This is a genomic window from Microcoleus sp. Z1_B2, from assembly GCF_036700325.1.
In the GTDB taxonomy this organism is placed as follows: Bacteria; Cyanobacteriota; Cyanobacteriia; order Cyanobacteriales; family Microcoleaceae; genus Microcoleus.
In genome coordinates this window covers 45934-70688 of record NZ_JAUBOQ010000023.1, presented here as the reverse complement: position 1 = coordinate 70688, position 24755 = coordinate 45934, and the positions used below count along the sequence as shown (strand labels likewise).

Below are 24755 nucleotides of genomic sequence, written 5' to 3'. Positions count from 1 at the left end.
AACAATGACTCTAGCTAACTATCAACTTTCCCTAAACTTTGAACAAATCTTAGCCCTAGTCAAACAACTGCCTTATCCAGAAAAATTGCAGTTATGTCAATAGCTGGAAAAAGAAGTATTAAACAGTAAATTAACTGTTCTTACAGAAGCCCTAGAAGATATAGGGATGGAAAATGCTATCCAAGAAGGCGAAAATACTGAAACAGTCAGTCGCTATCGAATCTTCCAAATTCTCAAACAACAAGCATGAATCTTGAATTTAAAAATAGTTTTGAAAAGGATTTGCTTAAGATTCTTGATGCAGACTTATTTCAAAGAATTCATGAAGCTATCGAAGAAGTTGAGAATGCAGAAAAATTTATAGAAACATAATTATTCAAAATATAGTAAAGCACTGATTAAAACATTCGTGTCTAGTACAAATCTACTCGTCATTATTATCTGCTAAAAGCTCTTGTAAAATTTCTGGTGTTAAGCCTCGCTGCGCGGCTCTGTCAGAAATTTCTGCCATAACCTGGGTTAAAGTTTTGTTGTGTAAATTTTGTCTAAAAAACAATTGAATAATCGAACTTAACTCTTGCTGAGTCTTAAGACTGGCTTCTTCAAACGCTGTCTTAATATTGTCATCAACTTGAATCGTAATTATTGCCATAGACCTTAAAAACAGTTAACAGTTGAGAGTGAGATTTTTAGGATGGGGATTTACACCCCACCCTAGAATGGTTTTACCGTTTGACCAACTTCTTAGAAACCTTCCGCAAGCGAATTGATTGTGGCGTTACTTCCACCAATTCATCCTGACCGATGTACTCCAAAGCGCGCTCCAAACTCATATCGACTGGTGCTTGCAATTGCGCCAATTCTTCACCGCCAGATGCGCGGTGGTTTGTCAACTGCTTCGACTTACAGATATTCAGCTCCATGTCATCATCTCGGTTGTTTTCTCCGATAATCATCCCTCTGTAAACCTTGGTTCCGGGGGTAATGAAAAACACGCCGCGGTCTTCAGCATTTTTCAGTGAATAAGTAGTTGCAACTCCTTCTTCAAAGGAAATCAATACTCCGTTGCGACGGGCGACAATTTCTCCACCGAGGGGGCGATAGTCGAGGAAGCTGTGGTTCATAATTCCAGCGCCGCGAGTCAAGCGCATAAACTCGCCTCGGAATCCAATCAAACCGCGAGCGGGGACCGAAAATTCGATTTGGGTGCGACCGGTGCTGCTGACGTGCATATCTTGCATTTCAGCTTTCCGCTGACCAAGGCGTTCGATGCAGCCGCCGACTGCTTCTTCGGGTACGTCTAACACCAAACATTCAAAGGGTTCGCAGGGACGACCGCCGACTTCGCGGAAGATTACTTGGGGCTGGGATACTTGAAATTCGTATCCTTCGCGACGCATATTTTCGATCAGGATTCCGAGGTGGAGTTCGCCACGGCCGGATACGAGGAATTTGTCGGGAGAGTCGGTTTCTTCGACGCGCAAGGCGACGTTAGTTTGGAGTTCTCGCATTAGCCGATCGCGAATTTGCCGAGATGTCACAAAACTTCCTTCTTGACCGCAGAACGGCGAATCGTTCACGGAGAAAGTCATCTGCAAAGTTGGTTCGTCTACCTTGATTAAAGGCAGCGCTTGCGGGTCGTTCGGACAGGTAATTGTTTCGCCAATATAGGCATCAGCAAAACCGGCAACGGCGACAAGATTACCAGCAGAAGATTCTGGGATATCAATCCGCTTCAGGCCTTCAAAGCCCATCAATTTGGTAATTTTTGATTTGACAAGCGCGCCGCTTTCTGTGATTAAGACTGCTTGTTGACCGATTCTAATCGTGCCGTTGTGGATGCGGCCGATGACGATACGACCGACGTATTCTGAGTAATCTAATGTGGTTACTTGCAGTTGTAGTGGCTTGTTGGGGTCGCCTACGGGGGGTGGTACGTGGTCGAGGATTTCTTCAAAGAGGGGCTTCATATCTACCCCTTCGTCTTCGAGGTGTTTTTTGGCGTAACCGGTTAAGCCGGAACCGAAGAGATAGGGAAATTCGCACTGATCGTCGTCAGCACCTAGTTCAAGGAACAGATCCAAAACTTTATCGACGGCTTTGTGGGGGTCGGCTCGATCGCGATCGATCTTATTCACAAAGACGATCGGGCGCAGTCCTTTTTCTAGGGCTTTTTTGAGCACGAACCGCGTTTGGGGCATCGGGCCTTCGTTGGCGTCTACGATCAGCAAACAGCCGTCAACCATGCCGAGAACTCGTTCGACTTCTCCGCCGAAGTCCGCGTGTCCGGGGGTATCGACGATGTTGATCAGGGTTTCTCCGTACCTGACGGCGGTGTTTTTGGAAAGGATGGTAATGCCGCGTTCGCGCTCGATGTCGTTGGAGTCCATGACGCAATCTGGGATTTCTTCCCCTTCGCGGAAGATCCCGGACTGTCTGAGGAGAGCGTCCACAAGGGTGGTTTTGCCGTGATCGACGTGAGCAATGATGGCGACGTTGCGAATGGGAAGACTCATAATGCGTCTGGAACGTTAAACGGATCGAACTAAAGATTTCTTAATAATTGTAGCGCATGGAGTCAAGGGGCGATCGGGCAATCTGCGGGATTGGCCTCTTGCCTGACTTACTGAGACCCGCATTTTTATAATTTGAGTTATAATAAGCACCAGTGTCTGCGAATCGCGATCGCGGTAGCTCAGCAGCGCTATAGAGCTTATACGCTGACATGTAAAGCATTTAACTTCAGCTAAGCAGGGTCTTTGTATCCAGGAGTTTAAAAAGTGGTAACAATTATAACCAGAGCAGACGATTCGCGGTTTCAACAAGGGCAAATCACCTATCAAGGCAGATATTTAGATGAAATAGTAGCGTTGTTCCCTAATTTCCCAGCTATCACTCTTGACTCTATTGAAGATGTAATAGGTATTTATTGGAAAAAAGAGGAGAATATTCGGAAAGCTAAACAACTCAGAGTAAGTTCGTTTTATCGAACAGACACGCAAGTAATCATTCGGTTTTCTGTTGTAGCTGATTTAAATATTACGTCGGGGGATTTTTACAAACGTCTTCGGGGGCAAATGATCGGGGCAGGAGCGCTCGAACAAGGTGCTTATTTACCTTTCTGCTGTGTGCTGGATAACGACCAAATGAGAGCTGTAATGAAACCACCTAATTCTGGGGATTCAACTCTAACAAATGAAATTAACTTGTTGAAAAATCGCAGTGATTGGGGCGGTATATATAACAAGTTTTCCCCCCTGGATCGTCTCAGCCAGCACCCCCTATGGACAGATGCCGAAATCTTGAGCGAAGTCGGATTTGCCTGTGGGAAGTTAGCCGAGGTTTCGGTAGAAGATATTCCTCGAAAAGAGCCAGAAAAGACTGAATTTTTAAATCGCAAGAGTAAGTATCGCAGTGAAGCGGAAATGCTGCGCCTGCGGTGTGTCGAATTACTGCCGAACAATCCTACTTATTTAGCAAATTTAGCATATTTACACTATCAGAATGCGATGGAACTAAAAACACCTAGAAATAGGCGTGATGGAAAACTTCGACAAGAGGCAGAGCGAGCAATTAAATATTACGATATGGCAATTTCCCTAGCTCCTAATCGCATCAAAGACCACTACCGAAAGGGATATTTACTTGCAGAAGTCCTACCTAACACCTATTGGAAAGAGCGAAATTTAGAACTTGCAAAACAAAAACGTCTAGAAGGAATTGAATCTTTCGAGAAAGCTCTCCAAATTTGGGAATCACTAGATCCTACCAATCCACAGCAAAACCGAGAGCGCAGCCGTTGTCGCAAAGAATATATCAAGTCGCTATACAGCCTCGGCTCTGCCTACTATCAAATGATTGTCAATGAGTGGGACAAAGCAGTTTTTGCATTGAGATTGCGTCACAATATTCGTGAGGAAGATTGTATTACTTACGTTCCCAAAGATTTAGAAAATGCTAACAATGCGTGGCGATATTTTTATAAATGTTGGGAATGTGACAGGCCGGAGGGTGAATCTGCCACAACTGCAATAAATGGTGTTTGTGAGGGTGTTGAGAAGTTGTATTCTCTCGGCAAAACGGCATTTGTTCAATACTGGATTTTGAGCGGTTACGGTCAGTCAGACAAACCCGAAGCTATTGATTATCGCGACCAAGCGGAAAAGTATTTAGTTCAGTCGCTCAACTTGCCTCGTTCTCAGGAAAAGCAAAGGCAAAAAAAAGATTATATCGCTGAACGGCTGGCAAGACTTTACATCACCAAAGAAGAGTATGCAAAGGCTATTCAAATCATTGAAAAGTACCGAGAGCGTAAATTAGACTCCTATGTAATTCATACTTTATCTCTGGGACTAATATTGTTAGGTAGATCGGAGCAAGCAGAAAAAGAATTACAAGCAGCGCTAAATGACAAAGGAAATGTAGATCAAAAAACTTCTAAGTTTTTAATGGGTTGCTCTTTTTTGGGCGCGGGTAAATTCGACCGGGCAAATCAAGTATTTCAGGAACTAAAACAGGAAAAAGAAAAAGATATATTTCTAATTGGAGAAGCATTTGCTGTGGCGAAGTTGAACAGAACAGCAGATGCGATCGAGTGTCTGAGGCAAGCTAATGAAATGAATCCTTGGCGGCTCTCTGTAGGTAAAAGTTTGGAGCAATTGTCAAAGGGAAAGGTTCGCGCCGTGAAGCCCTCTAGATCGCAAAGGGCATTAGATGTGGAAAGCTGTAGGGACGTAGATGTGCACGATTCCGATGGCGAGGGATTAGAGTATTATAGAGCGGTAATGCAGGATGTTTTCGGCTACGATCCAGACGAAACCGACGAGACTTTTGAACAATATTTGGATACTCATGGATATTAGTAGATTCAATTTCCTTAACTCCGTCAAGACTTGTAGTCATTAGAATACAGGGGTCGATAAAATGCCTAAAAGTGTCCCTTACCATCCGTTTAAAATTAAAACTCTCAAAGACCCCAATTTTTCTGCTGGCTACCTCACAGAGATATTTGAGGAAGAATCAGGAGATTTGGAATTAGGAATCATGCTCAAAGCACTTCGAGATGTATTTGAGGCTCTTGGGGAACCAATTATGTCAGATGAGTAGGCCTCATTGCATCTGGAAAAATTAGCTGTTTTGCTGTCGCATCATGGAAGCGTGACAATTTATGCTTTGGCTAATTGGCTGAAGGTTTTGGGATTGAAGTTAACAGTTGCGGTTGATGAAGGGGAGAAAGGGGAAGACGAAGGTTCGGTTAGTGATGTTGCAGAATTAGCTGAGGTTAGTAAGGTTTGATTTTGGGAGCTCGCTCTTTTTATTAACCGGAGATGAACGCACATTAACGCGCTATGGGAGAGGATAATGCGATCGCCCCTTCTCAAAAAGCCGCTAAACACTCTTTCGCTACACAATAAATATTCCGCAGCCACTTTACCTGCGATGCTAACAACCCTTGCTTAATCTTACCTACTAATTTGCCCCAGTTGTAGAGTTCTTCCACACTACGAGACTGGCGAAATTTCCCCTCATAAAAATCTACCCAAAATATCGGTGCTCGGTGTTGGCTGCTTCTCCAGCGTTTCCGCCACCGAATGCAATCTTGCAGCGTCGGCGGTTCGACTCCTAAAATTGGCGGCATATCTCCGTAGCTGACAAACCGACTAATCCCAACTCCCACAACGTGGATGACGTAAGCCCAGCAGCGAATGTCCCGAATCTGTTCGGGCTTGACTTTCAAGACTTTGGCCACTGCTTCTTTGGTTACAAAGCGAGCAAGTGGATTTATTTGCTTGGCTTCTGAGTTTTGTTTTGGTATCATGGTTGGTGACTCGGTGACTCCGACTTGTTTGGGGTGACTGCGACTTGTTTGGGGTGAATCCGACTTGATTTTGGGTGAATCCGACTTTTTGTTGGTGAATCCTACTTTTTGTTGGTGAATGCCAAATTGTCGGTCATTTGAATAAATAGCTGTTCGCTCTTCAGTTTTCGAGGCCGGGGGGCGATCGCTATTTATGATGTAAATATTTTAAGACCAATACTGGCCTGTTGTCAAGAATGGGATTGATTAAGTTGCGGATTCGAGAGCTGGCTGCCGAGAAGGGTTGGACTTTGACAGAGGTTTCTGAGCGATCGGGAGTTCACTACAGCACGCTTAAGAATTATGCTCGTTCGCCCGGGTTAGCAACGGTTGACGTTACTCATTTGCAAAAATTAGCTCGAACTTTTGACCTGTTGATTGAAGATTTGTTTGATGTTGTGGAAGATTAGGCCCCGGGAGTGCGGTTGCGGTGGTCGGCGCTTTCAATCTCATATATACTATAGGTGAAATTTCACCCTAATGTCAAGAGGCGAATTGGTTAAATTGCGGATCAGAGAGTTTGCTGCTAGGGAAGGCTGGACGCTGAAGGAAGTAGCCGATCGCTCTGGAGTATCCTACAATACTGTTAAAAGTTATGCCCGATCGCCCGGTATGGCAATGGCTGACATCGGTGCTCTGCTAAAATTGGCGCGGACGTTTGATGTGTCGATCGAAGAATTGTTGGATTTTGTCGAACAACAGTAACAAATTACACTTAAAATAAACCAGCGCCACCAACGCCAACCAGTTCGACATCGCAGGGACGATCGACTGTGGGCCCAAGCAACAGATGCGAGAGTTGGCGGATGGGACGGGGCGAAGTGTGAAAGAGATGATATATTCTCAGCGGCAATTGTAGCTGTTCGATCGCCCATATCGATCTACAATTTGTAACGTTGAGCCTTATTGAAGTGCAGGAGTGGAGCTGGCTTGGATAACGCTAGTCTGTCAAGAAAACCCCCGCAAGCCTCGGAGCTTGTCGCCGACGAAATTCCAGAAGCAGTGCGAGATCACCCATACCCAGAAGCAGGGCAGAGTCAGTCTAAGAAAAAAGGGCTGATTTGGAAACTGCTAGGGTTGGCCGCCTTAGCCTTTGGGGTCAGCATCTGGCTGCACCTCAACTTTAACTTGTTCCCAGCCACCAGTCAGGCAGAGCAAACTCAACAAGACTCAGCGCCCACCAGTTCCGCGTCTCCGTCTGTCCCGAGTCCAGCTACCACCCCAAAAGTCCCCGCACTCCCAGAAAACCTGCTGGGACACTTGCCGTACCCAGAAGCACCAGCCAAAGACTTGGTAAGCGTCACCTCCGACGGTAGCGTCAAACTCCGCACCTCAGCAGCAGCAAAATATCAGGAAATGGTCAACGCCGCCGCAGCATCAGGCATCTATTTCGCTCCCATATCCGGCTTTCGCTCGCTGCAAGACCAACAGCACGTATTTTTTGATGTGAAAGCCGAACGCAGGCAAAACGCCAGCAAGCGAGCCGAAGTCAGCGCCCCTCCAGGTTACAGCGAACACCACACCGGTTATGCGATCGACATCGGCGACGGCAGCGCCCCGGAACACAACCTCAGCCCCAGTTTTGAAAATACCGAAGCATTCAAGTGGTTAGAAGCCAACGCCGTCGCCTTCAGCTTTGAAATGTCCTTCCCCAGAAACAATCGCCAAGGCGTCAGTTACGAGCCTTGGCACTGGCGGTTTGTGGGCGACAAGCAAAGCCTCGAAACTTTCTACAAAGCTCATTCGATGAAAAAGTAGAAGGAAGAAGGAAGAAGGAAGTTCGGCAACGGATTCGCTTGCGCGAGATGTAACGGATGTAACGGATGTCCGTCAGAAGAAGGAAGAAGGAAGAAGGAAGAAGGAAGATTTTCCACATCTCCCACTGCCCCACTCTCCCACTGCCCCACTATCCTACTCTCCCATTCCCCTACTCCTCCACTCCTCCACTCCCCCCCACTCCGTTGAGCCAAACTCGTGATTGCAATCTATCCAGGCAGCTTTGACCCCATTACCTTCGGTCACGCAGACATTATCGAGCGGGGATCTAAACTGTTCGATCGGGTAATTGTTACCGTAGTCAGAAACCCCAGCAAAACCCCTCTCTTCACCGTAGAGGAACGGATCGAGCAGATCCGGCGCTCTACCCAACACTTGCCAAATGTAGAAGTAGACAGTTTTGAGGGTTTGACAGTAAACTATGCTAAGATTCGACAAGCCAAAGTGCTGCTGCGGGGGCTCCGGGTATTAACAGATTTTGAAATGGAACTCCAGATGGCCCACACCAATAAAACCCTTCTGGGTGAAATTGAAACAGTTTTTTTGGCAACTTCTAACGAGTACAGCTTTTTAAGTAGTAGTGTAGTTAAAGAAATAGCCAAGTTTGGTGGCTCCGTAGATCATCTTGTTCCGAAACACGTCGCCCTAGATATTTACAAATGTTACGCCAGCAGGAACCAACTCGCATCGAACCCGACATTACCGGACGCGGCACTGAGAACGAATCACCTCAGAACACAGCCACCTTCGGAGATCCCACCCGAACCGCAGGAGTAGACATCCAGCGGGAATTGAATCGGCTTGAGGAAATTGTTCTCGACAGCCCGCGAATTCCCATGACCAGACGCACTCTGGTGGATGAAGAACAGTTGCTCGATCAGTTAGACTTGGTGAGGCTAAATTTGCCGATCGCCTTTCAGGAAGCCGAGACGATCATCCGGCACAAGGACGACTTGCTTCAAGAGGCAGAACTTTACGCTCAGGAAGTGATAGAAGCAGCAGAACAGAGAGCGGCAGAAATTTTAAACGATATGGGCCTGCTCCAGCAGGCGAAGATAGAGGCAGATCAGTTGCGCCAGCAAGTTTTGCTCGACTGCGAGGCAATTCAGCAGGCGACGCTGGCGGAAGTCGAACAAATTCGCTACCAGGCTCAAGAGGAATTGGAAGAGATGAGAGTCAGGGCGATGGCTGAATGCGAGGAAATTCAAAACGGAGCCGATGATTATGCCGACCAAGTGCTCGATAATATCGAGCACAAGTTGAGCGATATGCTGCGCGTGATCCGCAACGGGCGCGATCAGTTGGATAGTGTTTCTGCGTCCCACATTCATCACAACAACGGTTAGCCCACAGTGAACTCATTGCTTGAACATTTCTAAAAGTCTACCTAATTTAGGTAGATTTTTTTTCGCAGTAGATTTTTTTTCGCAATAGTCTCTATAGCAATCCTCGCATAATTTGTGAATTTCTTACTCCCTCCCCGAAACCGCGGGGAGGGTTGGGATGGGGTAAAAAATTTACGACTCTTTTAGGATTGCTATATAGCACTCCTCGCATCATTTGCATAATTATTGTAGGGGCAATCCCACGCCCGGTTGCCCGATAGATAGGGGGTAGGCACTCTTAGGAATGAGAATTAAATAACTTCCACTCTTGAAAGTGGGATGGGCGGGACGCCCGTCCGTTTTGGACGGGCTATAAGAGCCCATCCCACAATAACAATTAAAATTGTAAGTTATTTAATTCGCGATCCTTAGCACTACCCCAACAAATTTATCTGAATCATTTAGGATTGCTATATGTGTTGTTAGTGTTTTATAAGTTTATTGACGCGGTAAATCCCCTGCTGAAGCTCGGCTTTTTAGTTACGGGGACTTTGTTAGGTTGTTGGGCGATTATTTACCTGTTGCAGAAAGTTTTGCCCAAAAATTACAGCCAGTACATTTTGGGAATTTAATCAAATTTTGTGTTTCAGCGGATGTCTTCATAAAACTGCTTGAGATACCGGGGAGAAACGCCAAAGCCCCACAAAAAACCAATCGCAAGATAGATCGCAATAGCTTTAAATTCGCCCCAACTCGCAACTCGTCGATCGCTACTTTCCACTACCCGATTGACTAACTTAAGTCTCCCGCGTCGCACTAACTTCAAACACAAATCCGCTTCCTCCATAATTGGCAGCGCAGCATCGAAACCCTCGCATTCCCAAAAATCGGTACGGCGACAAAAAATAACTTGGTCGCCAAACAGCAGGCGCAATCCTTGGAAAAATAAATGAGGTCGAAATAACAGCGGCGCGTAATAAGTTTTGAGGTAATTGTGGAGGGAAAAACCCCATTTTGTTTGCTGCGAACCAGCCATCAGGGAGATAAACCCGCCACCGGAAATTTCGGCATCGGACAATGTTTTCTGGATAACTGCTACAATGTCGTCGGGAACTAAAGTATCGGCGTGCAGAAAGCACAGAATTTCACCGGTGGCGACTTGAGCACCTAAGTTCATTTGCAGGGAACGTCCGGCTATACTGCTAGAAATAACGCGGATGCCGGCGGAAAGTGCGATCGCCGTTGTGTCGTCTTGACTGCCGCCGTCTACCACCAACACTTCCCAAGCGGGAGGATTAAGGATGCTGAGTTGGCGGAGGGTGCGTTTCAGACAAGTCGCTTCGTTGAGGGCTGGGATGATAATAGAAACGCGATCCATCGGGTTGAAATTTATGCCAGAGATATTATAATAAAAAACTGTGGCGATTCACAACTAACGAGAACATAGAACTTACGCGCGCGGATTCAGAAACCTGGTGTCGGCCTGCGAACTCGTCAATCGATTTTCGATTTTCGATTGTAGATTTTCGATTGACTTGCGCGAGATAAATGCTCTTTCTTGAGGATTTTCTATTTTCGATTGTGGATTGATTCCACGGGTAAATCACGTGGCGGGTACCACATGAAGAAATTCTTGGTCACGAAACATCCGATTTTCTACAGAAATTGGTTTTTTTGGCGTCAGTCCTATAAAATCACGCAAAAGTGCAATCGCCATCTATATTTTCCACTAATCAGGAATGAAAAAATCGTGCAGAAAACAGAAGTAAAAAATGATTTAGAATTTTACGACGAAAATGCTGATAATTGGTGGGACGAAAAATCTAAAATCTATGCTCTTTACCACCTAAATAAACCCAGATTTGAGTTTTTTGACAGACACGCGACTAATTGGCAAGGGCTGAAAACCTTAGATGTCGGGTGCGGGGGCGGCTTTTCTTGCGAGTTTATGGCCGAGAGAGGTGCTATTGTTTCTGGAATAGATCGATCGGAGAAATGTATTGTAGCCGCTCAAAATCACGCAGTTACCAGCGGTTTTGAGATTGACTACAGGCAAGGTTTTGCCGAAAATATGCCCTACGATGACAATACCTTTGATGTGGTAATTTGCGTGGATGTTCTAGAACACGTTGCTGATTACAAACAAGTTGTGTCTGAGGTTCACAGAATTCTGAAGCCTGGAGGATTGTTCTTTTTTGATACCATCAATCGAACTTTTTCCTCGCAAGTGGTGATGATTGGCCTGATGGAAAATATTTTGCAAGAAATTAGGCGGGGGGTTCACGATTGGGAAAAGTTTATTACGCCGGAGGAACTGTCTGCGGTAATGCGAGATACGGGTTTTGGCAATATTGAAATTAAAGGTTTTGATATGTTTGGAGAAATGGGTTCTGTTTTAGCCCAGATGCACGGTTTTTGGGGGAATTTTACACGCGGAAAGCAGTTGTTTCCTTCCGGGGCAGTTTTCAAACAAGCGGCTCAACTTTTAACAGTTAATTTCGCTAACTATATTGATTACAAAAAGTCTGGGTTGTTTAAAATCCAAATCAATGAGGATACGTCGATTATGTATGTTGGCGTTGGGGCGAAGAATTAGTCGGTTGATTGTTGATTGTTGTCATTAGGGGCGAGTTTGAGACGGATTTGGGCGATCGACAAATCCGGCTATAACCCGCCTCTATTGCATTTTTTAGGGTACGCACGCAGCGGTACACCTTATCCTGTTGAGTGCAATACACATATTCCGTAGGCACTGCGCCGTATCCTTACTGTATTGCGGGCAATTGAGAATTGCTATATTGGCGATCGCACTACAAATATAATTTTAAGACCTAATTGCAAATAATTACTAACTATTTTTTAAGTTAAGCCCTTGCGTCGCGCTGTCTTAGCGTCCACAAACACCGCTCCGTGTGAATTTGGGGCTGCTTGTGCTGAGTTTAAACCTAGTCTGACAGCATTATGTAACAAATCTTAATGGTAGACTCTTGACAATTTATCTAAATTGCATGGTAGCTTATTGAATATTAATTGCAATAAGTGCCGGAAGTTAACAGTACCTGGAGGTCAATCACCGTGACAGCAGCAATAGTTTCCGCATCCGCCGATCGAATCAGCGACGGACAACCCGCCGACAGCCAAAAACTGATGAGTTTGGGTAAAAATTCCGAAATACCTGACCTCGATAACTCCAAAGATGTAACCCTCGCCGTCTTAGAAGGAGGGGGAACTCTCACGGTGTGCTCGCGAACAGTCACTTTAAAACCCGGAGTATTTGTGTTTGTACCCGCAGGCATCCCGCGCAGTCTAAAAGTACAAACGACGCTGAATCTGTTACTAATTGACGGAGAAGCAGACCCAGATATGAGCGAGTCAGCTTGGTTGATGAATTTTCAAATTTAACCCAATGAAAAAACAGTGTCCTTGCTGTCTTGACTCCCTGATTTCTCAGGTTTGCCACAATCGCGTCTACTGTTTTTGCATGAATTGCAGGCAGGAAATGCCAAATCCTGACTCAAAAAAAAGAAATCTCAAACCCTGTCAACTTTTACCTTCGGAGTAACAATGTCGAAATCAATTGGTCTTTTCTACGGAACTACAACTGGCAAAACTGAGTCTGTGGCTGAAATGATTCGGGATGAATTTGGTGGCGATATCGTGACTTTGCACGAGATAGGTAGCATTGAAAATGATGATTTTGCTGAATACGAATGTCTGATTATCGCTTGTCCGACTTGGAATATCGGCGAACTGCAAAGCGACTGGGAAGGTTTTTTCCCAGAACTTGATGATATTGATTTTAGCGGCAAAAAGGTGGCTTATTTGGGAACTGGCGACCAAGAGGGCTACCCGGATAATTTTATGGATGCCATGGGGGTTTTGGCTGAGAAAATCACGGAACAGGGCGGCGAAACTGTTGGCTATTGGCCGATAGACGGCTATGATTTTAATGAATCTAAAGCGGTAGTTAATGGCAAATTTTTTGGTCTTGCGATCGATGAAGACAACCAATCCGATCTGACGGAAGCACGGGTAAAATCTTGGGTATCTCAACTCAAGACAGAATTTGCGATCTAGGATTAATGGTGGGCAGGTTTTGCAATTACTCGTTACCAGGATCTGCCTCCAATTTTACTCAGCGATGCAAAGCCTTTGGACATCGGTTCCCAAGAAGAGTCTGGGAACCAGTTAAAATTATTAATAGCTCCCTTTTCTAACTTAAAAGTGATGAGATATACTTCAGATGATGTGCTATGGCTAAGTGCCAGTCCGAGTTTGCAATTATTCGATATTTCTCTCATTAACTACTTAAATCATTCAGTACCAATACAAATATGGGAATACGAACAAACGGAAGATGAAGCTTGTTCTTTAGATGTCGCTGTTGAGCTACTACATCACTATTTGAAAGCGCGGAATAGCCCAATTCATCTAATCGGTCACAGTACCAGCGGACTAATTGGTTTAATGTATGCCCGCCGCTATCCTCACAAAGTCAGCTCTTTGGGACTTTTAGCTGTCGGCTTGCCATCTGCTATTAATTGGCAAGCTCATTACTATACACATCTTTCAGCTTTTTCCTGGAGCCGCAAACAAATTTTAACTCAAATGGTTGGCGATATGTTGGGAGAACAAAATCAGTATATTAATCAAAAATTTGTATCATATTTTGAAGAAGATTTAGCACTTTCGCCTTCGCCTCACTCGTTATTTAGTACGACTAATTTATCCGATGGGGGTGTAGAAGTACCTTTGTTGTTATGCAGTAGCAAGACGGACTTTGTAGTATCTCCTATTGTCATGCGCCCCTGGCTTAAGTTTCTGAAAAAGGGCGATCGACTTTGGGAATGTAAAGAGGGTAGGCATTTTTTTCATCACTTCTATCCAGAACAAGTTGGGGAAGAAATACTAAACTTTTGGCTGTCTCTACACAGCCGCCAACCGATTTTAGATTTGAGGTTCTAGATTCGCGCCACTATTGAGATAAATAACTAACAAGTTTTGGGGTGCTAAAAGCAGTCTCCTCGCCAGCCTGCCAAAATTTACTACAGATTCAACTCTTTATATATCAAGACTTTGCAGCAGTAGCAGCTCCCCGTAATGAAAATTTACGGTTAATGTATTATGATATATTAATGAGTCTTATTCTTAATAATTATGAAAAATATAAGGAGTGCGATCGAGGGCGACAACAGCTCAATCAAGAGCCCGCCGTACTTTCGAGTACCGCTGAGCCTCAAAATTATCCTGCCGTTTCTAAGTGTATCCGTCACTCTATTGTTATTAGTCATACACACAGTCAAAATCGGATTTGCCAACACTCTCGAAAAAGGAGTGCGCGATCAAGTTGAAAACCAAGCATTGTTAGCCGTGCGAGACTTCAAAAGTCGATCGACTCAATTGATAATGCAAGCCAAACTGCTATCAGAAGAAGCCCAACTTATTCGCGCTATAGAAAAGAAAAACACAGACATCTTGCGTCAAGATATATTATCTCTAAAAACCACATTTAAACTAGATTTAGTCAAAGTAGTAGATGGGCGGGGCGAAATGGTAGCAGAGTTGCGAGAAGATTCGCTCATAGATAAGAAGTTAATCAATAGCGCAGCGATAAATTCAGCACTTAAAGGCTTAGAAAAGTCAAATTTTGTCAGCATTGATGGCAAAGCGCAAGCATTGCTAGTAGGATTTGCACCGATTAGAAGCAAGAATAGGATAATTGGTGCTGTACTCGTCGGTGACTTAGTGACAGACGAACAATTGCATAAAATCAACATTGACACTAAGAGTAAAAACTACTTCGCAATCTTTAAATCAGGAGAATTAATTGCTACTGATTTTCCCCAAATTCGCTCTAAATCTTGGAAAAAACCTACACCACAGACATCGACTACTAAAATAGATATTGAGCGCCTGTCTTACATAATGAAAACGGTAGAAATCTCCGAAATAGGCGATAGCATAGCTCTAGGTGTGTTTAGCCCAATGGCGACAGTGCAGCAAACGCAATTAACTTTATCTCAACGGCTAGATAGTTTCTTTTGGGCAGGGGTAATTCTAGCCACGATTGTTGGTGCTGTAGTTAGCCGAATCATCGGAAAACCAATTCTAGATTTAACTCAAAATGTGAATTGGATGGCAAGCAATGAATACTTTTCTGGTAGAGTACCCATTCCTTCCTCTGATGAGGTAGGTCAACTTGCGGAAGCTTTCAACTGTATGATAGAACAAGTAGAAAATCGCGATCGTACACTAAACCTACAATTGCACCAACTGCAACAAACGCTTCACGATTTAAAAAATGCCCAATCTCAACTAATTCAAGCCGAAAAAATGTCCAGTTTGGGGTTGATGATGGCTGGTATTGCTCACGAAATTAACAACCCAGTTAACTTTATTTATGGCAACCTTTCTCACGCTAACCAATATACTCAAGATTTGCTCAGGCTTGTAGGACTTTACCAGCAGGAATTTCCGAATGCAAGCGCGCCGATTCAAGACTGCATCGAGGAAATTGAACTCGACTTTTTATCAGAAGATTTGTCGAAGTTACTATCTTCGATGAAAATGGGTACTGAGCGAATTCAGCAAATTGTTTTGTCCCTGCGAAACTTCTCTAGGTTAGATGAAGCTGAAATGAAACCTGTCGATATCCATGAAGGAATTGACAGCACTCTATTAATTTTAAATAGCAAAATCAAAACAGCGATTAAAGTAATTAAAAATTATGGGAAATTGCCCTTGGTAGAGTGCTATCCGTCGCAGTTAAACCAGGTATTCATGAATATCATAGCCAATGCTGCTGATGCACTGTTGAGCAATCCAAATCTGCGAAACAATGAGATTGAAATCCTCACAGAAATAGCAGGAGTAAATCAAGTGGTGGTGAAGATTAGAGATAACGGTAATGGGATTGACCCGGATGCAATCAATAGGCTATTTGACCCATTTTTTACCACTAAACCTGTGGGTAAAGGAACTGGTTTAGGGCTGTCAATTTCCTACCAGATAATCGAGAAGCATCAAGGGAAAATAGAAGTGAATTCGGAAATAGGGCAGGGAGCAGAGTTTGTGATTTATTTGCCGATTAAAGCCCGCACCCAAGAAGCCGCTTGTTTGTGCCAGAGTTAATAGGGCTCGATCAATTTAATATCAGTTAGTGCATCTATGTTTTATGATTTTTTAACTGGTTCCCAGGCTCTGCCTGGGAATCAATATCTAGAGGCTCTGCCTCACTATCCTAGCAGGAAAATTGGAGGCAGAGCCTCCGGAGATGCGTTACTAGGCAGAGCCTAGTAACGAGTAATACCGTGATTAATTGTAGGGAGACGGCACTGCCATCTCCTGATTTGTTAATGGCAAGTTGCAGAAACTGGCTCTTTTGCTGACACCGACTCGCCAGGATTTACCCATACATAAATCTCCGTTGCATCGTCGGCGCAACTGCCACACCCGCCGCACTTTTTTGCTTCTGCCATTTTGCTAATTCTGCCTTTGCGAATTAGGCGATTTAACATTCCGCGCAAAGCATCACCATCCATGCGAAAGTGGATTTTTAGATCCGCGATAGAGGCTCTTTTGTTGTCAGCAATAAATTTTTGGATTTCGCTTAAAATCATGGCTTTTCTCCTTTGTTTGATTCTTAAACGTAGTTAACAGTCAACAGTCAACAGTCAACTAACTACTGATTGCTGCGCGTCGCTTGGGGCGTATTGCACCGATCATTTTTAATCCCGCAAGTGTCAGCGCCATAGCTATTACCAGTCTCACTACCCAAATAACTGAAGATTCTGGATGCTCTGCATATGTCGCGACTTGATAATAGAGGACTGCAATCCAGTAACCTAAACCAGTAGTCCATAAGCCTGCGAATACAGTCCATCCCAAGTTAGTTTCGCGGTAAAGCGCAGCCGTTGCGGAGACGCAGGGAAAGTACAGCAATACAAAAAGCAAATAAGCAAAAGCTGCTTGATTGGAACCGAACCGCTGGGACATTTGTCCGTAGGTGCTACCAGAGATACCTTGGTCTTCTTCCGCTTGTTTTTGGTCGGTAATATTAGTAGAATTTAAGCCGAGGGGATCGAAAAGTTGACCGGGAAGTTTTGTAAGATTCTCTGGTATGCTAAAAAATGCTTGGCCGATATTTCCCCAGAAACTAAATTCTTCTTCTTTCTCCGGTTCTCCACTTGCTGCTTTTTGTTCGTCTGCTAGTTGGGTGTACAAGGAATCTAAGGTTCCAACCATTACTTCTTTGGCAAATATTCCTGTTAGCAAACCGACGGTGGCGGGCCAGTTTTCTTGGGTGATTCCCATTGGTGTAAATACAGGTGTTGCCGCGTGGCCGACTGCACTAAGAATTGAGTCTTTGCTGTTGTCTTTGCCGAAGGAACCGTCGGTGCCCACTGAGCTCATGAATCCTAGTATAACCACCATGATCACGATCGCAATTCCGGCCTTTGTGATAAAAGCTTTCAGCCTGTCCCAAGTACGCAGCAGCACTCCTTTGAGCTTGGGAATGTGGTAGGGCGGCAATTCCATAACAAAAGGCGCGGCTTCTCCTTGGAGGATGGTATTCTTGAGGATTAGTCCGGTGAGAACAGCGGCTAGAATTCCGATTAGGTAAAGTCCTAATACCATGTTTTGACCGCCGACTTGGAAGAATGCGCCGCAAAATAGGGCGTAAACTGCTAATCGGGCGCTGCAAGACATGAATGGATTCATCATAATCGTCATTGTACGATCGCGCTTATTTTCCAATGTCCGCGTCGCCATAATTCCGGGGATATTGCAGCCGAAACCGACTATCATCGGCACAAAGGATTTACCGGGAAGTCCGACAAATCGCATCAATCTGTCCATCACGAAGGCAGCCCGCGCCATGTAGCCGGAGTCTTCTAAAACAGACAAACACAAGAACATCATCCCAATTTGGGGGATAAATGTAGATGTGGTTTGAATGCCACCACCAGCACCTTTTGCGAGAAGTCCAATCAACCATCCTGGTGCGCTGATACTTTCTAAAAGTTTAGCGAAACCATCTACAAAAATTGTCCCCAAGGCGATGTCAAAAAAGTCGATAAACACTGCACCAACGTTAATCGAAATGGTGAACATTAGGTACATTACCGCTAAGAATACGGGAATGCCTAAGAAACGGTTGAGAACAATTTGGTCAATTTTGTCGGAAACGTTGGTTTTGACTTCTCTAGAACATTCGGTGACGCCTTGGGTTAGGTTGCGGATGAAAGTGTAACGGCTGTCGGCGATGATAATATCGAGGTCGTCATCGAGGGTTTCATGGACTCGGCGGCGGTGCGGAACGACGATTTTTTCGAGTTCTGTACTGGCGACTTCCGGGGCGACTTCATCCTGATATTCTAACAACTTCAGGGCTGTCCAGCGGGCATCTACGGTGCGATTTGGGCTGTGTTTTTCGATGTGCGGGATGAGTTGGACGATCGCATCTTCGATCGTAGCCGGATAAGCGACATAGGCAGATGGTACGATCGGCTGAGACAGCGCCCGATTAATCGCATCACGCAACAGAGGCACTCCGTCATTCGAGGAAGCACTCATCGGCACTACCGTACAGCCGAGGCGTTCTGCAAGTTTATTGACCTTGATTTTGAAATCCCGTTCTTTGGCAACATCCATCATATTCAGCGCCAAAATTGTCGGTACGCGCATCTCCAAAATTTGGGTAGTGAGATACAAATTGCGCTCTAAATTAGAAGCATCAACAATATTAATAATTAAGTCAGATTCCCCAGATAGCAAATAATCTCGCGCTACCAATTCATCGAGTCCAGTATCTCCATCTTCCGCATCAAGAGAATAAACTCCCGGTAAGTCAACAATCGTAATTGCTAAACCATCGTGAGTGTATTTTCCCTCTTTGCGTTCGACAGTTACTCCCGGCCAATTACCTACTCGCTGCTTGGCACCAGTCAGGGCATTAAATAAGGTAGTTTTGCCACAGTTAGGATTGCCTACCAATCCAATAATTTGCTTAGCCATTATTTAACCTCTTCTACAAATAGAGTTTTAGCTTCATCTTTGCGTAAACTGAGTTTGAAACCCCGCACGAGGATTTCGATGGGATCTCCCAAAGGTGCGTAGCGGGTGATAGTAAATTCAGTTCCCGGTGTCAGCCCCATTGCCAACAATTTGCCCTTATAGGCGCGGGCTGTTTTCTCATAGCCAATGACGCGGCAGATTGCGCCGACAGCTAAATCCCCTAGTTGTTTTTTCTCGCTCATCTTTTGTTTGAATGCAGTCTAAATTGGTAAAAATTCAATGAAATTTCAGAATCTGCGAAAATCTCTCTCTTCTGGAGACTCTGCGCCCTCTGCGGTTAATAAAAAAAATCTTTTTCACCAATAAAATAGGATTGCTGTAGATGCAATTTTTCTATGGCAATTTTGAATTCCTACACATAATTTTCTGTGCCATCCCTGCCCCCAAACCGATGCGGTTGTCCCCAATTGCCACGATGACGGAACCGCCAGAGGTGCTGACGATTTGAACTTCAATAGTGGGGACTAATCCCATACCAATCAGACGGCGTACCGTGCCTTCTGAACCTTTGAGTTTGACAATCTGCAGTGTCTCGCCGATGCTTGCCATTGCTAGGGGAAATGATTTACCTTCACCCAAAGCAGGCTGAGTTTCTGTGCTGCTGTCTTCGCTTTGAGAGACTTCTGGTGTCTCGCCGTAAAAGGTGAAACCCTCGAAAGACTTGGGGTTTAACTCTTGCTTCTGTTGGCTGTATGCTTGGTTTTGTTTCATGGGTCTTCTCACAGTCGATCGGTTTTAGCAGCAAGTTTTTTGGCGTTACTCCCAGGAAACAATTGAGATATATTCTCAATAAACTTTACACCGCAGTCCACGCATCGCCAAACTTCGGTTGTCAGGCTACTTGTTTTCTGGGAAGATTTCGGATACAGTTGTTCCCCGCGATCGGAAATTTGATGCTTTTTTTGCGATCTAGAGTTGAAATCTCTCTTAGGTTAGATGCCAATTTGCGGTTAAATTGCGCGATGGTCAAACTTACTGCTCTTAAGCATCTTATCTGAAAAATTGTTTATTAGCAACAATTCTCAAATATATTAACCAGAAACAGAATCAGCCATTGGTGGGACGCCGCGATACTAAATATCGATCGAATTTTAATGACTCGCCCCAACTCCTAAAATAGCGATCGAGCAAGCATATATACTTAAATGTTAGGGCGGACAGAGTGGCATCGCCCCTACCGATTCACAATTTATCAAGAATTATGCCAGCAAGTTTTCTGCCAAAGTCGATCGCACAACTCACAGAATCTACCTCAATTGCCTTAGCCCAAAGCATTCAACGGGAGGCAATTACAACTCCCCTATCTTCTGAACCAATTGCCACAACCTACGTGCGCCAAGGCAGCGGCAACACACCGATTTTGCTACTTCACGGCTTCGACAGTTCCTTGTTTGAATTCCGCCGCCTGTTGCCGCTGCTGGCTGCCGAAAATGAAACTTGGGCGGTTGATTTGTTGGGTTTTGGCTTTACAGAAAGAGCAGCAGGTTTGGCATTCAGCGCGAGGGCAATTGAAAGTCACCTTTACTATTTTTGGAAAACGCTAATTTCGCAGCCTGTAATCTTAGTCGGTGCTTCAATGGGAGGTGCAGCAGCAATTGATTTTACTCTCAATTATCCCGAAGCTGTAAAACAATTAGTGTTAATAGATAGCGCAGGTTTTGCCATCAGTTCTAATAAGGGGAAGTTTTTAATTCCTCCTTTAGGATATCTGGCAACTTCATTTTTACGCAATCCCAAAATTCGCCAGCGAATTAGCGTCAATGCTTATTTCGATAAAAATTTGGCTTCTGTTGACGCTCAAACTTGTGCTGCTTTGCACTTGGAAATGCCCAACTGGAATCAAGCTTTAATTGCGTTTACCAAAAGCGGCGGTTACGGTGGTTTTGGGGAAAAATTATCGCAAATTCAGCAGCAGACGCTGATTTTGTGGGGAAAACAAGACCGGATTTTGGGGACGGCGGATGCGGAAAAGTTTGCAAGGGCGATCGCAAATTCTCAACTAATTTGGATACCCGACTGTGGGCACGTTCCCCACTTAGAAAAGCCACAGATTACCGCGCAGCATATTTTAGAATTCATCACCAAAAGCGGACTCACGCAAAAAAATTAAACCTAGGGTGCGCTGCGGCGCACCTTACATATATGGTTTCCCTGGAAAATTTGGTATAGTTTGAGGTCAAATAGACAGGTTTCAAACTTTCGGCAAATACTTTTGTACGATCGTCCATCCTGTGAGCAACACAGTCACAAATCCCCCAAACAAGGCCAAATTAGTGCCGATGTGGAGGGGACGTGCCCAAGGATGTTTAGGGCCAATTTGCAGCCCGCTTCCAACAGAAACCAACACCAAAGCCACAACAGCTAACCCCGCCGGTAAATGAGCCGAGTGACCCAAATTGCCGTAGTATCCTAGGGTGCCGACTACACCAATTCCCAGCAGTAAAATTACCAAAGTCGCCATCCCCGCACCAGTGGCTAAATGAAAGGGACGCAGCCATTTTGGGCGCGGTTTTTTGGTACTCCTAGCGGCAAACATCCACGTTCCAGTAACGGCCAGCAACAGGTAAGCCAACAGGGAAACACCCATTGACCAAGCCGCTATTTTCCACAACCACAAGAAAGAAGGCAGATTCATCGGTTGCATCCCTAATTAGGATTTTCCACAAAAGGTTTCTTTCCGATTTTACCTGGACTTGAAAGCAAAAATGAATTATTTTGAGATCGAGTGCGATGTGCGATCGGACTATCCACAGATTGCATCAGTCTTACCTTGAAGTCAAACCCACTTTCTCCGATACTCAGCTTAATTTACGCTCGATATTGGTGGAGCACCTTTTTAGGAGCCACCTTTCCATTCTAGCTGGCTGGTTTTGCTCTCCATGAAAGGCATTTTATAAAACCCTAATTTTTGTTCTAAGATTAACCGGAAAAAAGGCAGACCTTCAATCAAATATCTTTTCCACAACCTTCTCGGTTCACTTAACAGTCTGTACGCCCATTCTATGCCGACTTCGCTCATCCATTTTGGAGCTCTGGCTTTGCAACCAGCTTCAAAATCAATGGTTGCACCTACGGCTAAGAAAATTTTGACGTGTGTTAATTTGCTCCTGTATTTAACCAGCCACTTCTCTTGCTTTGGCGCTCCCACTCCGATAGCCAGAACTGTCGCTCCTGATTTATTGATCGCATCAATTATTGTTTCACATTCTTCCTCATTTTTTTCAAATCCAAAAGAAGGAGAAAGTGCTTCAACCACTATTTGTCTACCAATTTTTTGGTTAATTTTTTCCTGGGCTTTCCTAGCAATACCTTCAGCCGCTCCTAGCAAAAATATTTTAATCTTCTCGTTATCTTTGTGATACATATAAAATGCCGGAAACAAATCCGAACCAGAAATCTTTTCTTTGAGAGGAGTACCCAAAAACTTGGAGGCATACATCAATATTTGACTGTCGCAGACTCTGTAAGTAGATGTATTGTAAGCTTCATAGAAGTCGCGGTCATACTGCAACTTAATCAAGTGGTCTACATTTGGTGTAAATACGACACCACCTTCGCCGTCGAGTTTTTCAAACAACTCTGTGATTGACAAGTTATCTATCGAGACATTCAATAAATTAACTGTTTTCATTTATTATGCCCTTCCCGGTTTATATTAAACTACAACTCAAACTATTATAGCCCACAATACAGTTGCGTGTTGTAACTAGGCGCTTCAGTGAACATAGTTTTCTCAGTATATCCTCCTATGCCCTACCTGTCTAGTCAGGATTTTTAAAGATTATGTAAAGAATCAGCTCGTTTTAGAAAAAGTGTATAAAGCCAATTTTTAAGTTTATAAGTCGCAAGACAGTTTCAAGTAAAAAGCCATCCAGTGCTAATACTTGTTGAAGCATTGCAAATGAATGTAAAAAAAAGAGTTTATGAGATTAAGAGTTTAACCTAGTGACAAATATCTGGCAACTTCCGAACGGGATTTCATCCAAAAGTGGTAGATTTTTGAGTTTTTGGTCTCTAGGGAAGGCAATATAGTCTCCAGCTTGAAGTGAAGTGGCGATCGTATTCCTGAAAATCATCCTGATTTTTGGTGAACCAGCGAATGTCTTCTTGGTGGCGAACTGGTTTTCTTGGCCTTAAGACTTTCTGGAGCTTTTAAGACGAGACCCGATATTCCTCCAGCAATCAGCGCAAAAATCGGGTTAGTCATAGCATTCAAAACACAGTCAAACACGTACATAGTTAAGGCTACTCCCAGGACGGCAGCGGGCGCTACTTTGGGATTTGACCAGGTTCTGGCGGGATACTTGAACAGGGTAAAGACGATAACAGGAAGTAACAAAGAAGAAAATAAACTAGCTAAACCGACTGCACCGTTGACGCCAAATGCAATAATCCATAAGCTGTCGGTGACCGAGATATCTTTACCCGACTCGTCGTAAACGCGGTTTCCGCCGGAATCTCCCCAGCCAAAAAGAAATCTTTGCCGCGCTTTTTCCCCCAAAATCTCTTCCATGTCAAATCTAAACTTCAGAGAGGCGGAGCGTTCTTCGCCAAATATTGGAGTGATGAAGTCCATCACGTCTTTGCTCGAAAATTGACCCGATGCAGCGACGTACAGATAAAACACTATATATCCAATTATGAATAGCAGGGGCAAAGGGGTGCGAAACCACTTGGCAGAGAATAATACGAGTAACCCCATTGCAAATAAACTGTAGGCGCCAGTAGAACGGCATAGGAAAAAAGCGATAGTTAATATAATTGCTAAAGTCTTGATGTTACGACCCTGAAACTTTTTGAGCGTCCCAGTTTGCCAAAGCCAAAGTGCGATTAAGGCGGCTGTCATCATCCATAGACCCACCATCAAACCGTGCTGCATAAATACTACCGGTCTCCACCCCCCCAGGCGCCTTGCTTGACCCCAGTCCTCAAAGGCATTGACGCCGTAAATCATTAGGTGCAGAATTGGGCCCCTAACCCCTTCAATTAAAGTAAAAGGAATGTAGGCCAACCCACCTGCAAAAATCCCGATCGCCAATTGTCGCAGCCCGTCTAAACTACCTAGATACAAGCGTCCTAAAAAATAAGGCAGACCCCAAGTAACGATTTGGTTGATAGTCGGAGAAATTGGACTGCCGCCATTACTAACTTGTGAAACAATTGGACACAAACAGTAAATTACCACTGGCACGTCCAGCCAACCGGGCTTAAAAGATGTGAGGCGCGCAGGATCGTAGATAAGAGTCCCCAACAAAACGCCGTAGCAAGCAGCCGAGATTTTGGTATAGGATGGCAATGAGGGGATGGGATAAGAAGCTTGCGGCAAAAACAGCCACCCTACCACAAAACTTATAATTACTGCACGCTGAGCCGGAAACCTCACAAACAGGTAACAAACGACTGGAATAAAGCCGAACAGAGCAAGTGGGATTAATGCAACCATAGGTATTTTTTGGCAGTAAAATTTTAGAAAGACAACTCAAATTGCCCGCTCAAAATTCTTGATTAAACGATCGCCCAACCCCAATCTTTTCAATCAACCTCAATTTTACGTGTTGTTGGTTAATTGTGCCTGACGTTCCAAAGCAGTGTACAGTGCCGCATCGAGGAGATTAGTTGCATCGTCCATAACAGCAAGTTCGCACTTACCAGCCTATTTTTGCCTTTTCTGCGGGGTGCGGATCTCTGCAGGAGGCGATCGTCACTTGATAGTCTAGCCG

General features: G+C 44.5%; 27 protein-coding genes. 16 read left to right on the top strand and 11 right to left on the bottom strand.

Annotated features, from left to right (window positions below):
- Positions 1-246 precede the first annotated feature (246 nt).
- Positions 247-372: a hypothetical protein gene (locus QT984_RS15455; RefSeq protein ID WP_333055451.1), complete on the top strand. Its 126-nt coding sequence runs from the start codon at positions 247-249 to the stop codon at positions 370-372.
- Between the two features lie 52 nt (positions 373-424).
- Here the strand turns inward: QT984_RS15455 and QT984_RS15450 are convergent, their stop codons facing one another.
- Together QT984_RS15450 and typA are read right to left on the bottom strand one after the other, a co-directional pair.
- On the bottom strand, positions 425-652 hold the full coding sequence (locus tag QT984_RS15450) for a hypothetical protein (protein ID WP_333055450.1): 228 nt from the start codon (positions 650-652) through the stop codon (positions 425-427).
- A gap of 73 nt (positions 653-725) precedes the next feature.
- On the bottom strand, positions 726-2516 hold the full coding sequence (typA, locus tag QT984_RS15445; protein WP_333374357.1) for a translational GTPase TypA: 1791 nt from the start codon (positions 2514-2516) through the stop codon (positions 726-728).
- A gap of 264 nt (positions 2517-2780) precedes the next feature.
- On the opposite strand from typA, the gene QT984_RS15440 reads away from it, so the two are divergent.
- The 3 genes from QT984_RS15440 (at position 2781) to QT984_RS15430 (ending at position 5295) form a co-directional block, all read left to right on the top strand.
- Entirely contained in the window at positions 2781-4862 is a 2082-nt protein-coding gene (locus tag QT984_RS15440) for a hypothetical protein (RefSeq protein ID WP_333209010.1), read from the top strand.
- A gap of 61 nt (positions 4863-4923) precedes the next feature.
- On the top strand, positions 4924-5106 hold the full coding sequence (locus QT984_RS15435) for a hypothetical protein (protein WP_333209012.1): 183 nt from the start codon (positions 4924-4926) through the stop codon (positions 5104-5106).
- A 6-nt stretch (positions 5107-5112) separates the two neighbouring features.
- Positions 5113-5295, top strand: a complete 183-nt coding sequence (locus QT984_RS15430) for a hypothetical protein (RefSeq protein ID WP_333209014.1) — start codon at positions 5113-5115, stop codon at positions 5293-5295.
- Positions 5296-5377: 82 nt separating this feature from the next.
- Here QT984_RS15430 and QT984_RS15425 read toward each other — a convergent pair whose 3' ends face one another.
- A complete protein-coding gene (locus tag QT984_RS15425; RefSeq protein ID WP_333374354.1) occupies positions 5378-5818 on the bottom strand; it encodes a hypothetical protein in 441 nt (146 codons plus the stop codon).
- A 236-nt stretch (positions 5819-6054) separates the two neighbouring features.
- Here QT984_RS15425 and QT984_RS15420 point away from each other — a divergent pair, with 236 nt between their 5' ends.
- The 6 genes from QT984_RS15420 to QT984_RS15395 all read left to right on the top strand — a co-directional run bounded on the left by QT984_RS15420 (position 6055) and on the right by QT984_RS15395 (position 9590).
- On the top strand, positions 6055-6267 hold the full coding sequence (locus tag QT984_RS15420; RefSeq protein ID WP_333055443.1) for a helix-turn-helix transcriptional regulator: 213 nt from the start codon (positions 6055-6057) through the stop codon (positions 6265-6267).
- A gap of 70 nt (positions 6268-6337) precedes the next feature.
- Positions 6338-6562, top strand: coding sequence for a helix-turn-helix transcriptional regulator (locus QT984_RS15415; RefSeq protein WP_333055442.1), 225 nt, complete (start codon positions 6338-6340; stop codon positions 6560-6562).
- Between the two features lie 225 nt (positions 6563-6787).
- Positions 6788-7615: a M15 family metallopeptidase gene (locus tag QT984_RS15410; protein ID WP_333055441.1), complete on the top strand. Its 828-nt coding sequence runs from the start codon at positions 6788-6790 to the stop codon at positions 7613-7615.
- Between the two features lie 216 nt (positions 7616-7831).
- Positions 7832-8410 carry a pantetheine-phosphate adenylyltransferase gene (gene coaD, locus QT984_RS15405; protein ID WP_333055440.1) on the top strand — a complete coding sequence of 193 codons (579 nt, stop codon included), beginning with the start codon at positions 7832-7834 and terminating at the stop codon, positions 8408-8410.
- The gene (locus tag QT984_RS15400) at positions 8293-8979 is read left to right on the top strand and encodes a DivIVA domain-containing protein (RefSeq protein WP_333055439.1); all 687 of its coding nucleotides are present in this window, start codon (positions 8293-8295) and stop codon (positions 8977-8979) included. The genes coaD and QT984_RS15400 overlap by 118 nt, the downstream gene beginning before the upstream one ends.
- Positions 8980-9434: 455 nt before the next feature.
- The gene (locus QT984_RS15395) at positions 9435-9590 is read left to right on the top strand and encodes a hypothetical protein (protein ID WP_333055438.1); all 156 of its coding nucleotides are present in this window, start codon (positions 9435-9437) and stop codon (positions 9588-9590) included.
- A 14-nt stretch (positions 9591-9604) separates the two neighbouring features.
- Here the strand turns inward: QT984_RS15395 and QT984_RS15390 are convergent, their stop codons facing one another.
- On the bottom strand, positions 9605-10336 hold the full coding sequence (locus QT984_RS15390; protein ID WP_333055437.1) for a TIGR04283 family arsenosugar biosynthesis glycosyltransferase: 732 nt from the start codon (positions 10334-10336) through the stop codon (positions 9605-9607).
- 372 nt (positions 10337-10708) lie between these two features.
- Between QT984_RS15390 and ubiG the strand changes: the two genes are divergently transcribed.
- The 5 genes from ubiG to QT984_RS15365 all read left to right on the top strand — a co-directional run bounded on the left by ubiG (position 10709) and on the right by QT984_RS15365 (position 16089).
- The gene (ubiG, locus tag QT984_RS15385) at positions 10709-11554 is read left to right on the top strand and encodes a bifunctional 2-polyprenyl-6-hydroxyphenol methylase/3-demethylubiquinol 3-O-methyltransferase UbiG (RefSeq protein ID WP_333055436.1); all 846 of its coding nucleotides are present in this window, start codon (positions 10709-10711) and stop codon (positions 11552-11554) included.
- A gap of 479 nt (positions 11555-12033) precedes the next feature.
- On the top strand, positions 12034-12360 hold the full coding sequence (locus QT984_RS15380; protein ID WP_333209023.1) for a hypothetical protein: 327 nt from the start codon (positions 12034-12036) through the stop codon (positions 12358-12360).
- A 162-nt stretch (positions 12361-12522) separates the two neighbouring features.
- On the top strand, positions 12523-13035 hold the full coding sequence (fldA, locus tag QT984_RS15375) for a flavodoxin FldA (RefSeq protein WP_333209025.1): 513 nt from the start codon (positions 12523-12525) through the stop codon (positions 13033-13035).
- 150 nt (positions 13036-13185) lie between these two features.
- Positions 13186-13923 carry an alpha/beta hydrolase gene (locus QT984_RS15370; RefSeq protein ID WP_333339653.1) on the top strand — a complete coding sequence of 246 codons (738 nt, stop codon included), beginning with the start codon at positions 13186-13188 and terminating at the stop codon, positions 13921-13923.
- A 192-nt stretch (positions 13924-14115) separates the two neighbouring features.
- Positions 14116-16089: an ATP-binding protein gene (locus tag QT984_RS15365; RefSeq protein WP_333374351.1), complete on the top strand. Its 1974-nt coding sequence runs from the start codon at positions 14116-14118 to the stop codon at positions 16087-16089.
- Between the two features lie 221 nt (positions 16090-16310).
- Here QT984_RS15365 and QT984_RS15360 read toward each other — a convergent pair whose 3' ends face one another.
- The 4 genes from QT984_RS15360 to QT984_RS15345 all read right to left on the bottom strand — a co-directional run bounded on the left by QT984_RS15360 (position 16311) and on the right by QT984_RS15345 (position 19746).
- Positions 16311-16577, bottom strand: coding sequence for a FeoC-like transcriptional regulator (locus QT984_RS15360; protein WP_333232888.1), 267 nt, complete (start codon positions 16575-16577; stop codon positions 16311-16313).
- A gap of 58 nt (positions 16578-16635) precedes the next feature.
- Positions 16636-18975, bottom strand: a complete 2340-nt coding sequence (gene feoB, locus QT984_RS15355; RefSeq protein ID WP_333374349.1) for a Fe(2+) transporter permease subunit FeoB — start codon at positions 18973-18975, stop codon at positions 16636-16638.
- Complete coding sequence (locus QT984_RS15350) at positions 18975-19217, bottom strand: FeoA family protein (RefSeq protein WP_333374347.1); 243 nt, start codon at positions 19215-19217, stop codon at positions 18975-18977. Before QT984_RS15350 ends, feoB begins: the two co-directional genes overlap by 1 nt.
- Positions 19218-19368: 151 nt before the next feature.
- Positions 19369-19746, bottom strand: coding sequence for a FeoA family protein (locus tag QT984_RS15345; RefSeq protein ID WP_333232886.1), 378 nt, complete (start codon positions 19744-19746; stop codon positions 19369-19371).
- A gap of 490 nt (positions 19747-20236) precedes the next feature.
- Here QT984_RS15345 and QT984_RS15340 point away from each other — a divergent pair, with 490 nt between their 5' ends.
- On the top strand, positions 20237-21145 hold the full coding sequence (locus QT984_RS15340; protein ID WP_333055425.1) for an alpha/beta hydrolase: 909 nt from the start codon (positions 20237-20239) through the stop codon (positions 21143-21145).
- Positions 21146-21226: 81 nt separating this feature from the next.
- Here QT984_RS15340 and QT984_RS15335 read toward each other — a convergent pair whose 3' ends face one another.
- The 3 genes from QT984_RS15335 to QT984_RS15325 form a co-directional block, all read right to left on the bottom strand.
- Positions 21227-21670, bottom strand: a complete 444-nt coding sequence (locus tag QT984_RS15335) for a DUF4079 domain-containing protein (protein ID WP_333055424.1) — start codon at positions 21668-21670, stop codon at positions 21227-21229.
- Between the two features lie 201 nt (positions 21671-21871).
- Positions 21872-22666 (bottom strand): WecB/TagA/CpsF family glycosyltransferase, encoded by a 795-nt coding sequence (locus QT984_RS15330; RefSeq protein WP_333055423.1) that lies wholly within the window; start codon positions 22664-22666, stop codon positions 21872-21874.
- A 441-nt stretch (positions 22667-23107) separates the two neighbouring features.
- Entirely contained in the window at positions 23108-24478 is a 1371-nt protein-coding gene (locus QT984_RS15325) for an O-antigen ligase domain-containing protein (protein WP_333055422.1), read from the bottom strand.
- Positions 24479-24755 lie beyond the last annotated feature (277 nt).